Genomic DNA, 11,634 nt, shown 5'->3' with positions numbered 1-11,634 from the left:
GGCCGCATCGGCTCTCTCGCCGGCCCGCGAATCGGATAACGTTCTCCCCGTGGCGCCGAAACCGAAGACCCTGGCCCGTGAACTGTCCAAGCGGGGACCGCACCGCGTGCTGCGCGGTGACCTCGCCCTCGCCGGACAGCCGGGCGTCGTATACACGCCCGAATCAGGCTTCAACCTGCCCGCTGTCGCGTTCGCGCACAGCTGGATGGCGGGTGCCGACCACTACCGGAAGACGCTCGAGCATCTGGCGTCGTGGGGAATCGTCGTGGCCGCCCCCAACAGCGAACGCGGTCCCGTGCCCTCTCACCTGGGCCTCGCCACCGACCTGCGGGCCTCCCTCGACATCTGTGTCGGTGTGCGTCTCGGTCCGGGACAGATCAGCGTGCGGCCCGACCGCGTCGCTTTCGCAGGCCACGGCATGGGTGCGGGTGCGGCAGTGCTCGCCGCCGCCCAGCAGGACGTGGCTGCGGTCGCCGCCCTGTTCCCGGCGCCGACAGCGCCGAAGGCCGAGAGGTATGCGTCCAAGATCACAGCGCCGGGGCTCGTCTTGGCCGGTGCCGACATCGACACCATGAACAGCAATGCCAAGGCGCTGGCCGAGGCGTGGGGCGGGGAGCACATCCTGCGCGCCGTCAACGGCGCCTCGGAGTCCGGGCTCACCGAGGGTCGCCGCCTGCTGGGCGCGCTCGGCATCGGCGGTTCGGAACGCAAGACGCAGCAGATCACCCGCGCACTGCTGACCGGCTTCCTGCTCTACCACCTCACCGAGGACAAGAAGTACGACGTGTTCGCGAAAGCGGACGCCGAACTTCCCCACACCACCCTCGTCGATCCGCACGAGGAGCACACCAAAGCCGGTTTCCAGGGCGCGCTCCCGCACATCTGAGGCCGTCGGTCACACCAGCCAGCTGCGGGGACGATAGAACTCGTCGTCATCGTCGACTGTTCCCGGTCCCGGCGGCAACACCGGCGACACTGCAGCCGCCGGCTCGCTGCGATTCGCTGCGGCCGCCTCGTCCCGGGCTCTGCGTTCGTCGATCCGCTCCCGGAACAGTTCCAGGTCGGCGCGCATCTCTGCCCGTTGTGCCCGCAACTGGGCGGCGCGGTGGCTCACAGCGGACCGGCCTCGGCCAGCTCGGCGCCGCTGTCGAGTCCGGCGACCGGTCCGGTCGCGAGTTCGGGTACAGACGGCGGCTCCTGCGGTGGTGCCGGTTCATGGGGCACCGCGGGGGCAGGTTCCTCCTGCAAGGTCACGACCTGCGGTGGCGGGACGGTCGCGGCGTCCCCGGCAGGTACGGGCGCCGGTGCGTCCTCGCGGTTCGGCACGGCGTCCCCGGCAGGCGGCCCGTCTTCCCTGGTCGTTGCCGATGGGTCCTCTGCTCCAGCGTCGACGTGCGATTCCGGGTCCGGCTCGGCGGGCGCGCAGTCGGCACCGCCGGGGTCTCCGTCGCCGGCAGCGGTTTCGGCGAGGATCTGCGGCAGGCCGTCCGGTCCGATCTCGACCCCGAACCTGGCTGTCCCGCCCTGTCCGTCGCTCATCTCGAGATGAATCCCCTGCCCGTCCGCATCGACGGCGATCGTCCACGATTTTCCGTCGAGGTCCAGTTCGAGACTCTTGCCGTGAGCCGGCTCGCCTTCGTCCGCACGCGGATCGTCGACTTCGTCACGGAGGTCGTCGGGGGTGCCGTTCTCGTCGGCCCTGTCGGTGAGGCCCGAGAGGGTGTCCTCGATCAACGGGCGGAGGATCGACCCGAGATCCTCCAGACCGCCCGAAAGGCCTTGACGCATAAGATCACCCAGTCCGGCAAGGTTTCCCGCGCCCGGGACAGCGCCCGGCGCCGGCACGAGCGACCCGGGAATACCGGGCATCGCGGGCACGACCGGGGCAGTAGTCATGGGCGCCGTGGCAGTCGGAGGTGCCACGGACGCCGGTGGTGCGGCCCCGATCGGAGCCGCGGCGAGTGGCGGTGCGGCGGCGAGTGGCGGCGCAGCGGCCGCCGGACTGGTGGTCGCGTCGCCGCCACCGGATCGAGGCGGGAGGTACGCGGGGCCGTCGTACGCGGGCGCCGCGGCCGGTCCGGTCGGCGCAGCAGGTGCGGGAGCAGGTCCCGGTGCGGCGGCCGGGACGGTGCCGGCGTTCTGCACCTCGGGTGCACTCGGTGCGGGCGCCGGTTCGGGGGTGCCTTCGGGACGGAATCCGGACGGCACCTCGATCGACCGCGCCTCGGCGACGACGGCGTCGTAGGCGGCGTGCACCGCTTCGGCGCAGTCCGCGCAGGCGGCGGTGAACTCCTGCTGCTTCTCCTCGTACACGCGCCGGAAGTTCGCGTCGAGCCAGTCCTTGGTGATTCCGGCGGCCCGCCGCACCACGTCGTCGCGGTCGAGTCGGCGGAGGGCACCGGCGCCCCCGTCTTTGTACAGGCCGTTTACGTGCCGGTAGTCGTCGTCGGCGAGTTCGGGGAACCAGTAGGACGCGTCTTCCATGCAATCCTTCGCGACGGAATTGTCGCCGTCCTTGCCCTCGGCGTAGATCTGCGCGAGGACGTCGATCTGCGCGGCGCTGTACCCCCCGACCGTCGGCTGGTGCAACGACACCACCTTGTACGCCTTGTTCGTCACGGCGGCGCTCAGGGTGAGGTTCGCTTCGAGCAGCACCTCGGCGAGGTCGCGGAGCCGATCGACGGTGGCGGCGGACTCGACGTTCCGGCGGTCGGCGGCGTCGATCGCTGCGGCGGCGGCGATTCCGCTCCACCCGGTTCGCACCGCGGTGACGCATTTCTCGTTGTCGTCGAGTTCCGTGCGGGCCGCGTCGACGCTGCGTCCGAGGGTGTCGACGTCACGGGCGAGCGTGTGCAGGCGCATCCCCCGCTCGGCGTCGAACCGCGCGTAGTAGTCGGTGAGTTCGAGGGATTCGTATCCCAGTCTTCTTGCGGCGGGCAGGAACAACTCGAAGAATTCGAGCCCGCGAGCTCCGAGATCGAGCATGTCCTCGGGATCGTTGAGCGAATCCGGGCGCAGGTGCTCGCCCAGCGCGAGCCGGGATGCGTTGGCGGCCCGGGTGTCGCTGCCCTGCTCGAGCAGTGTCGTGTACCGCTGGTCGGCGGACGGCGTCCGGTCACGTGTGCCGAGTCCGTACTCGTCGAAGTACGGCTGCCACGACGACTTGTCTTCCTCCCGGGAGGCGGCCCACGCCTGGAGGAGTTGCTCCTTGAATTCGCGGCTCAGGTTCGGGTCTTCGATCAGCGTTCTGGGATCGGTGGTCACCACTGCACCCCATTGATGTCGGCGGCCACGTCCGCATCCGTTCCGGAGTAGCGCGCCGCGGCGGCCCGGAACGCGTGACCGAACGATTCCGCGTCCACGGCCCACTGCTCGAGCGCGACCCCGACGACACCGAGGGCATCCCGCACCGCGTCACCCTTCGCGGTGTAGTCGCGGCCCGCCAGCGCCCCGGCGAATTCCAGCCGGCCTGTCTCGACGGCCTGCTGTCTCAGGACCTCCGCCGACCGCAGCAGCCTGGTGCCCGCGTCCGTCACCACCGCGACGTCCACCTCGAGTCCCTCGCCCATTGCCCCACCCTCTCTTCGCGACCTACTGCATTAGACGCGACAGCGCACCGATCGGTTCCCCCGGCCGATCGGTGCGCTGTGTCCGTTCACACGGAGGCGACAGTGCCCGCCAGTTCGTCGGCGAGCTTACGGGCCACTTCGAGATCGGAAGCCTCGACCATCACCCGCACGAGTTGCTCGGTGCCGGACGGCCGCAGGAGCACCCGGCCGTTCTCGCCGAGGCTGCGCTCCGCGGCCAGCACCGCGTCGAGCACGACCGGGGAGGCGGCGACGGCACGTTTGTCGGCGACCTTCACGTTGATCAAGACCTGCGGGAGCGTCGTCATCGCCGACGCCAGTTCCGCGATCGGCTGCCCGGTTTCCGCCATCCGGCCCATCAGCCGCAGTCCGGTCAGCACTCCGTCGCCGGTGGTGCCGAAGGCGGGGAACACGACGTGCCCGGACTGTTCGCCGCCCAGGCTGAAGCCGCCGGATCGCAGTCCCTCGAGGACGTAGCGATCACCGACCGCCGTCGTGACCAGCGAAATTCCTGCCTCGCGCATGGCGATGTGCAGGCCTAGATTGCTCATGACGGTCGCGACGAGGGTGTCGTCCACCAATTCGCCTGCATCGCGCATGGCGAGGGCGAGCACGGTCATGATGGCGTCGCCGTCGATGAGGGAACCGCCCGCGTCGACGGCAAGGCATCGATCGGCGTCCCCGTCGTGCGCGAGACCCAGGTCGGCGCCGTGCTGGACGACGGCCTTCTGCAGGCCCTCGAGGTGCGTCGACCCGCAGTTCTCGTTGATGTTGAGCCCGTCGGGTTCGGCGTTGATCGCGACGACGGTGGCACCGGCGGCCCGGTAGGCGGCGGGTGCGACGTCCGACGCCGCGCCGTGCGCACAGTCCACCACCACGGTCAGTCCGTCGAGGCGGTTCGGGAGCGCGGTGGTCAGGTGCTGCAGGTACCGGTCCGCGGCGTCCGGCACCGTGCGGACACGTCCGATCCCGGCCCCGGTCGGCGCCCGCCGCGTCGCGGTACCGGTGGCGACGGATTCGATCCGGTCTTCCACCTCGTCGTCGAGTTTGTGTCCGCCCGCCGCGAAGATCTTGATGCCGTTGTCGGGCATCGGATTGTGCGAGGCGGAGATCATGACACCGAGAGCCGCGTCCAACTCCGCGGTCAGGAACGCCACCGCGGGTGTCGGCAGCACCCCGACGTTCAGGACGTCGACACCGGCAGACGTCAGGCCCGCGACGACCGCCGCCTCGAGCATTTCGCCGCTGGCTCTCGGGTCACGGCCGACCACGGCCGTCTTGCGTCCGCCCGAACCCGGCGACGCCAGCACCGTCGCGGCGGCGGAGGCCACGTGCAACGCCAACTCGGCGGTCAGCTCGGTATTCGCGAGACCACGAACCCCATCCGTCCCGAACAATCGACCCATAGACCAGACCCCTCGCACCTAGAAAACCCATTACATCTCGGATAAAGCACGAGAGCAGGCGTCCGGTAACGATGGACGCCTGCTCTCGGGAAGAACAGGTGCCGAAGCCGACCCCGGAGGGCGGCTTCGGCGACACATCAGCGCTTCGAGTACTGAGATGCCTTGCGGGCCTTCTTCAGGCCGTACTTCTTGCGCTCGACGGCGCGGGCGTCACGCGTGAGGAAGCCGGCACTCTTGAGAGCCGGACGGTCCTCGGGGGTGACCTCGATGAGCGCTCGGGCGATGGCGAGACGCAGTGCGCCGGCCTGTCCGGACGGTCCGCCACCGTGCAGCAGCGCCACGATGTCGAAGGACTCGGCACGCTCGACCGTGACCAGCGGAGCCTTGATCAGCTGCTGGTGCACCTTGTTCGGGAAGTAGTCCTCGATGGTGCGGCCGTTGAGCTTGAAGTCGCCCGAACCGGGGGTCAGACGGACGCGGACAACCGCTTCCTTACGACGACCGACGGTCTGGATGGGGCGATCGATCACAATCGGGGCCTGCGGCGCAGCAGCGGCCTCGATGTCTTCGGCGACCTCGGGCTCTTCGACGGACACGTACTCGTCCGCCGCGACCTCGACAACCTCGGTGATCTCTTCGGGGTTGGACACGTTCTGCTCCTCCGGCGCCGTCACTGGGCCACCTGCTTGATCTCGAATGGCACCGGCTGCTGCGCGGCGTGGGGGTGGTTCGGGCCCGCGTAGACCTTCAGCTTGCTGCTGATGGCGCGACCCAGCTTGTTCTTGGGGAGCATGCCGACGATGGCCTTCTCCACGAGGCGGTCGGGGTTCTTGTCGAGAACCTCACCGACGGAGCGGGACTTCAGACCACCGGGGTGTCCGGAGTGGTGGTAGAGGAACTTGCCCTCGCGCTTGTTGCCGCTGATCGCGACCTTCTCGGCGTTGATGATGACGACGAAGTCGCCGCCGTCAACGTGCGGTGCAAAGGTGGGCTTGTGCTTGCCGCGCAGCAAGTTGGCTGCCTGGACGGCAAGGCGGCCGAGCACCACGTCAGTGGCGTCGATGACGTGCCACGTGCGGGTCACATCTCCGGCCTTCGGGGTGTACGTAGACACAGAACTTCCTCGTCTTGTTCAATCCGCTGCTGGCCATTGCGTATCGTCGAGCGATTCCCGGCGGCCAGTTGAGACCCGAGAACCGCCAGCCACTGCGACACGGAGACGCAGCGGCGCACGGCACGCCAACGGAGAACAATACCGGTCAGGGCGCCCCAGGGTCAAAACTCACTCGGCGAGCGCATCGGCGAGCTGTTCGACCGCCCACGTCAGCTCGTCCCGTTCGATCACCAGCGGCGGGGCGATGCGAATCGTGCCCTCGTGCGCGTCCTTCGCAAGGACCCGGCGCGCCAGGAGTCTTTCACAAATCGTCCGGGCAGCAGGCATACCGTCGGCGAGCTGCACACCGGCCCACAGGCCGCGCCCCCGCACCTCCGACACGTGCTCGGGTGGCAACTGCGACAGCATCTCGTGCAGGTAGGCGCCCAGTTCACGGCTCCGCTCCTGATATTCGCCGGTCTCGAGCAGGTCTACCACCGCGCTACCCACCGCGCAGGCGAGCGGGTTGCCCCCGAACGTGCTGCCGTGCTGCCCGGGGCCGATCACCGCCATCACCGGCCAGTCGGCGACGACGGCGGAGACCGGCATCAGGCCGCCGCCGAGAGCCTTGCCCAGCACATACACGTCGGGGGTCACGTTCTCGTGGTCGCACGCGAACGTCTCGCCCGTCCGCCCGAGCCCGCTCTGGATCTCGTCGGCGATCATCAGGATTCCGCGCCGGGTGCAGATGTCCCGAACCGCCGCGAGGTAGCCCGAGGGCGGCACCAGGACTCCGGCCTCGCCCTGGATCGGCTCGAGAAGCACAGCCACCGTGTTCTCGGTGATCGCGGCCTCGAGCGCGTCCGCGTTCCCGTATTCGACGGACGCGAACCCTGCCGGGTACGGACCGAACCCCGTGTACGCGTCCGGATCGGACGAGAACCCGACGATCGAGATGGTGCGGCCGTGGAAGTTTCCGGCGCAGGTGATCACCTCGGCGCTCCCCGGCGGCACACCCTTGACGTCGTACCCCCACTTGCGGGCCAGTTTCAGCGCGGTCTCGACGGCCTCGGCGCCCGTGTTCATGGGCAGCACCGCTTCCTTCCGGCACAGCCGGCTCGTGTCCTCGCAGAAGGTAGCGAAACGGTCGTGCTGGAAGGCGCGGCTCGTCAGGGTGAGCCGGCCGAGTTGTTCGCGCGCCACCCGCACGAGCGCGGGGTGCGCGTGGCCGAAGTTGAGCGCCGAGTATCCGGCGAGCACGTCCAGGTAGTCGACGCCGTCGATTCCCTTCACCCATGCGCCGGCGCCCGATTCGATGACGACCGGCAGCGGCGAGTAGTTGTGGGCGCTGTGCTCCTCGGCCCTGCTCAGCTGCTCACGCGTGGCATCCGACACGGAAACGACACCGTCCGACATTGCTGGTCACCCCTGACTTTCGTCCCGGATCCCGCGGAACCCGCGGAGCTCCAAAGTGCTGCACTTGATTCCGCCACCGGATTTGAGAAACTCCGAATAGTCGACCGGAACGGGTTCGTACCCACGGTCCGACAACTGTTCGGCGAGGTGTGCAGCCTGCACGGGCAACACCACATTGGCGCCGTCGCTGACCAGGTTGAGTCCGAGCCAGTCGGTGTCCGTCTCGGCGGCGATCACCGCATCGGGGAACATCCGCTCGAGAACTGCGCGACTGTCGGGCGAAAACGCGGCGGGCAGGTACGCGATGGTGCTGTCGTCGAGCACGCCCAGCGCCGTGTTGAGGTGGTAGTAGCGGGGATTCACCAGGTTCAGGGTGATCACCGGACGACCGAGGTGCGCCGACGCCTCGGCGTGCGACCGTGGGTCGGACCGGAACCCGGTTCCGGCGAGGATCACGTCGCCCACGACGAGGAAGTCGCCCTCCCCCTCGTTGACGTACCGCGGAAGGGTGGGCCTGATCAGCCCGTTGTCCCGAAACCACCGGAACACGTGTTCAGCCTCGGCGCGACGCTCGGCGGTCCGGTACCGGGCGCCGAGAGCGACGCCGTCGACGACGAGTCCGCTGTCGGTGACGAACACCATGTCCGGGAGCCCCTCGACGGGGTCGATCGTCAGCACCTCGTGGCCGAGTCGCCGGTAGGTGTCCGCGAGTGCACACCACTGCGACATCGCACGGTCCGGGTCCACGGGTTCACCGGGGCGCATCCAGTCGTTGATGGCGTAGACGACGTCGAAATATGTGGGCGGGCACATCAGGTACGTCCGCGGGTGCGCCTGGCGGACGGCGCGGACGGCGTCGCCCGGCGCTACCGCCGGATCCTCGTACGGGTTCTCGGACTCGATACCAGCAGTGGGCGCCATCTCCACTCCCCCTCGATCGGTGTCGGTGACATCAGTATCCACCCACCAAAAGGCCTGATCAATGCGCTAGCGTTCCATCACATGGATGATTCGTTGCGTCTGGACGGGCTCGATCGGCGGATCGTTGCGCGGCTGGAGCGCAACGCACGGTCCAGCTTCGCCACGATCGGCGCCGAGGTCGGGCTGTCCGCACCCGCAGTGAAGCGCCGGGTCGATCGACTGGTCGAGTCCGGAGTGATCACCGGATTCCATGCGGTGCTCGATCCCCGCGCCCTCGGCCCCGGCGTCGAGGTGTTCGTCGAGTTGTACTGCAGCGGTCGCACGTCGGCCGTCGAGATCGCGCGGATCGTGTCCCGTCACACCGAGGTTCAGGAGGCGTACACCGTCACCGGAGACGCCAACGCCCTGCTCCGCGTCCGCACCACCGACACCGCGCACCTCGAACGAACGCTGGAGAACCTGCGGTCGGAGCCGGCCGTCCTCCAGACCAAGAGCAGTGTCGTCCTCAGCCGCCTGCTTCCGCCCGCCGACTGATTTCCCCACCAACCGCCGAGACGACAGTGCCCCAGCAACCGTGAATTGCTGGGGCACTCGGGTGTGTCACGCGAAGATCAGAGCCACGCCGTGGCGTTCCGGTCTTCCGCAGTCTGCATGTCGATGGCGCCGTCCTGGACGACCTTCGAGATCGTCTGCAGGACCTGGAGCAGATCCTCGTGAGAGCTGTCCCACTTGGCCTGCACAGCCTGGTAGTTGTCCCGCGCACCGCTCTCCCACTGCGACACGAGGCCGTTCACGTAGCCCTTGAGCTCGTCGTGAGTCTCGCGCAGCTTCGCTTCGTTCGACTTGATGTCGGCCGCCAGCGCCTGCAACTCGGCAAATCCGTACTTCAACATTCGGTGCTCCCCTCGAGCTTCGTAACTGTTCTCGGTGCCGGCGCTAGATGTCGAGCGATCCCGAGGCTCCCGCCGAATGGATCGCATCCTGGTTGGCCTGCTCGGCGGCGTCGTAACCCTTGCCGTTCTCGCGGATCTTCACCGCAATCTCGTCCAGCGACTCCTGCATACGGCGCGAAGCATCTCCGTACCGTGCCATCAGGTTCATGAACGCCGTCTGCGCGCCACCCTGCCACGCCGACGACGACTCCTCGCAACGGCCCTTGAGGCTGTTGATCGTGCCCTGCAGCTGGCTGTTCACCGTCTGCACGTGATTGGCCGCGACCTCCATCTGGCCGACATCGGTAACAACTCCCGCCATGTGTGACTCCTTCTGCTCTCGGTGCGGCGGCCCCCACTGGACTGCCCGAATTCACCCCTACACAAGATTGGACGCGTCATCCGCCCAATCGGTTCCACCTCTGTGGAAGATTCTTCCGCGACAAAAACGGGGTCACTGAACGACCACCAGCGACCGCACGACGTCTTCGCACACGCTCTCGATCGCCTCCCACTCCTCGGCCAGGAACTGGCAGCCGACGCTCACCTGGAGGTCGCGTTCGACGAGTACGTGCCATCGCACGGCGGAGCTTTCGTCGGGGAACTCGCTGTACGCGATGCCGGGTCGGCCTCCGAACACGACGTCGCGCTCGAGTTCGCCGAACAGTTCGGGCCGGCCGCGCTGCGCAATCTTCGAGGCGAGCGTCGCCGCCACCTCGTCGTATCCGGAACCCTCTCGAACCGCGTTCTGCGTGATGATGATTCGCCGGTCGGCTCCACCCGCCGGCACCAACTCCAGCCGGGGCACGGAGGAGGTCGACGCGCCGGGCGCCCGCTCCTTCCATCCGCTCGGCAGTGTCACGCGAATGCCTCCCACCTCGAGGTCCGCGTCGGCCGTGGTGGTCGGCACTGCGGACCGGGTGAGCGTCGGGGTCGGAGCCGGGGGGGCCGCGCTCGCGTCGAGTGCGCGGACCGTTTCGGTGCCCGCATCGGGCTCCCGAAGTGTGAAGACTAGGACTGCTCCGAACACCACCGCCAGCACCGCAGCCACCGCGAGGAATGTGGGCCGCACGTTCCGCCGATAGCCGCGATCCGATCCCTGCAGTGCCGGTTCGAGCCAGTTCGCCTGCGGTACAGCCATCGTCGTCGGCGCTTCATCGACGTCGACCACGCCGGTGGCGAGTGCCCGGGCAATCTCTTCGCCGGTGACGATCCGGACTTCGGCCTTCGGGGACGCGACCGCGGTCACGGCGTCCCGCATCGATGCGCGCTCCTGCGAATCTCCGACTCCCGTCAGGATCAGTCCGTCGACAGGGCGATCACCGCATGCCCGCGCGCCGAGTTCCACGATCGCCGCAGCCCATTCGTCGATCCCCTCGTCGGCGCAGAGCGTCGGGTCGTGCTCGCATGCGACGACCCGGTATCCGCCGACCTCGCCGACCACGTAACTGGCCGTGGCTCCCATGGTTCGGCTTTCGAGCACCAGCCATCGACCACCGGAAGAAGCGACACTCTCGGCCGCCGCGACAGCGACCGGAACCAGCACCGCGTCGGCGGCAATTCGCGAACCCGCGGCGGCGAGCACGTCCCGACGCGCGGAACCCCACTCCGTCGGGTGCGACAGTACCGCCGTCGCGACCGGCGACGCCTCCCCCGCACCACCGATCACAGACCGGAACACCGCGGTCAGTGCGTCGGACACCGCGAGAACACCACCGTCGACATCGACGTACTCGTCGTCGACGAAGCAGAGCGGCGTCGTCTCGTGGACCGCCCGCGTCACGCCCCGCACGCAGGACCACATGCCGGATTCAGTGAGATGAATCGCGACCGACGACATCACAGCGGGGGCATCCACGCGAGCTGGATCAGGCCGGTACCCGCGCGGTTGACCAGCGTTCCGCGTCCTGGAGGCATCGCGCTCGGACGAACGGTGCCGATGAGATTGCCTTCCTCCCGGTTGCCGCTCATCACGAGGCCCGTGGATTGCAGATCGCGCAGGCGTGCGATGACCGGTTCGTACATCGCCCGTGCCGCACCGCCGGAGCGGCGCGCGATGATCAGGTGGAATCCGATGTCACGGGCGTGCGGCAGGAATTCGACGATCGCGGAGACGGGGTTGCCGCTCGAGGTCACGACGAGGTCGTAGTCGTCGATGACGACGAAGATTTCAGGCCCCGACCACCAGGACCGGTCGCGCTGCTGCGGAACATCTGCGAGGGCATCATGGCGTCGAACACGAGCAAACAGGCGAAGATCATTCTCGGCGACTACCGGCG

13 protein-coding genes and 1 pseudogene are annotated in these 11,634 nt (G+C 68.4%); 2 read left to right on the top strand and 12 right to left on the bottom strand.

Annotation, left to right across the window (positions count from 1 at the left end):
* Positions 1-49: 49 nt before the first annotated feature.
* Positions 50-886: a poly(ethylene terephthalate) hydrolase family protein gene (locus MLGJGCBP_RS42795; protein WP_160103667.1), complete on the top strand. Its 837-nt coding sequence runs from the start codon at positions 50-52 to the stop codon at positions 884-886.
* A gap of 9 nt (positions 887-895) precedes the next feature.
* Here MLGJGCBP_RS42795 and MLGJGCBP_RS42790 read toward each other — a convergent pair whose 3' ends face one another.
* From MLGJGCBP_RS42790 to ddaH, 8 genes are all read right to left on the bottom strand, one after another.
* Complete coding sequence (locus tag MLGJGCBP_RS42790; protein ID WP_160103665.1) at positions 896-1,114, bottom strand: hypothetical protein; 219 nt, start codon at positions 1,112-1,114, stop codon at positions 896-898.
* A complete protein-coding gene (locus MLGJGCBP_RS42785; RefSeq protein ID WP_236581688.1) occupies positions 1,111-3,264 on the bottom strand; it encodes a hypothetical protein in 2,154 nt (717 codons plus the stop codon). Before MLGJGCBP_RS42785 ends, MLGJGCBP_RS42790 begins: the two co-directional genes overlap by 4 nt.
* Positions 3,261-3,569 (bottom strand): type VII secretion target, encoded by a 309-nt coding sequence (locus tag MLGJGCBP_RS42780; RefSeq protein WP_160103661.1) that lies wholly within the window; start codon positions 3,567-3,569, stop codon positions 3,261-3,263. Before MLGJGCBP_RS42780 ends, MLGJGCBP_RS42785 begins: the two co-directional genes overlap by 4 nt.
* 86 nt (positions 3,570-3,655) lie before the next feature.
* Positions 3,656-4,993 carry a phosphoglucosamine mutase gene (gene glmM / locus MLGJGCBP_RS42775; RefSeq protein WP_160103659.1) on the bottom strand — a complete coding sequence of 446 codons (1,338 nt, stop codon included), beginning with the start codon at positions 4,991-4,993 and terminating at the stop codon, positions 3,656-3,658.
* Between the two features lie 137 nt (positions 4,994-5,130).
* Positions 5,131-5,667, bottom strand: a complete 537-nt coding sequence (rpsI, locus tag MLGJGCBP_RS42770) for a 30S ribosomal protein S9 (RefSeq protein WP_043825651.1) — start codon at positions 5,665-5,667, stop codon at positions 5,131-5,133.
* Entirely contained in the window at positions 5,664-6,107 is a 444-nt protein-coding gene (gene rplM, locus MLGJGCBP_RS42765; protein WP_005239728.1) for a 50S ribosomal protein L13, read from the bottom strand. The genes rpsI and rplM overlap by 4 nt, the downstream gene beginning before the upstream one ends.
* Positions 6,108-6,275: 168 nt before the next feature.
* Entirely contained in the window at positions 6,276-7,502 is a 1,227-nt protein-coding gene (gene rocD / locus MLGJGCBP_RS42760; protein ID WP_160103657.1) for an ornithine--oxo-acid transaminase, read from the bottom strand.
* Positions 7,503-7,508: 6 nt separating this feature from the next.
* Positions 7,509-8,423, bottom strand: a complete 915-nt coding sequence (gene ddaH / locus MLGJGCBP_RS42755) for a dimethylargininase (RefSeq protein ID WP_160103655.1) — start codon at positions 8,421-8,423, stop codon at positions 7,509-7,511.
* Between the two features lie 81 nt (positions 8,424-8,504).
* Between ddaH and MLGJGCBP_RS42750 the strand changes: the two genes are divergently transcribed.
* On the top strand, positions 8,505-8,957 hold the full coding sequence (locus MLGJGCBP_RS42750) for an Lrp/AsnC family transcriptional regulator (protein ID WP_160103653.1): 453 nt from the start codon (positions 8,505-8,507) through the stop codon (positions 8,955-8,957).
* Positions 8,958-9,034: 77 nt separating this feature from the next.
* Here MLGJGCBP_RS42750 and MLGJGCBP_RS42745 read toward each other — a convergent pair whose 3' ends face one another.
* From MLGJGCBP_RS42745 to MLGJGCBP_RS42730, 4 genes and pseudogenes are all read right to left on the bottom strand, one after another.
* Positions 9,035-9,316 carry a WXG100 family type VII secretion target gene (locus MLGJGCBP_RS42745; RefSeq protein ID WP_087558451.1) on the bottom strand — a complete coding sequence of 94 codons (282 nt, stop codon included), beginning with the start codon at positions 9,314-9,316 and terminating at the stop codon, positions 9,035-9,037.
* 43 nt (positions 9,317-9,359) lie between these two features.
* Positions 9,360-9,677, bottom strand: coding sequence for a WXG100 family type VII secretion target (locus MLGJGCBP_RS42740; protein WP_015889935.1), 318 nt, complete (start codon positions 9,675-9,677; stop codon positions 9,360-9,362).
* 132 nt (positions 9,678-9,809) lie between these two features.
* Positions 9,810-11,138, bottom strand: a complete 1,329-nt coding sequence (locus tag MLGJGCBP_RS42735) for a type VII secretion-associated protein (RefSeq protein ID WP_236581687.1) — start codon at positions 11,136-11,138, stop codon at positions 9,810-9,812.
* A gap of 56 nt (positions 11,139-11,194) precedes the next feature.
* A pseudogene (locus MLGJGCBP_RS42730) lies at positions 11,195-11,634 on the bottom strand (type VII secretion protein EccC); the annotation flags it as partial.

The organism is Rhodococcus sp. T7, from assembly GCF_009872365.1.
Lineage (GTDB): Bacteria > Actinomycetota > Actinomycetes > Mycobacteriales > Mycobacteriaceae > Rhodococcus_F.
Note: the sequence above shows the minus strand (reverse complement) of the source record. Positions and strands in the feature narration are given on the sequence as shown.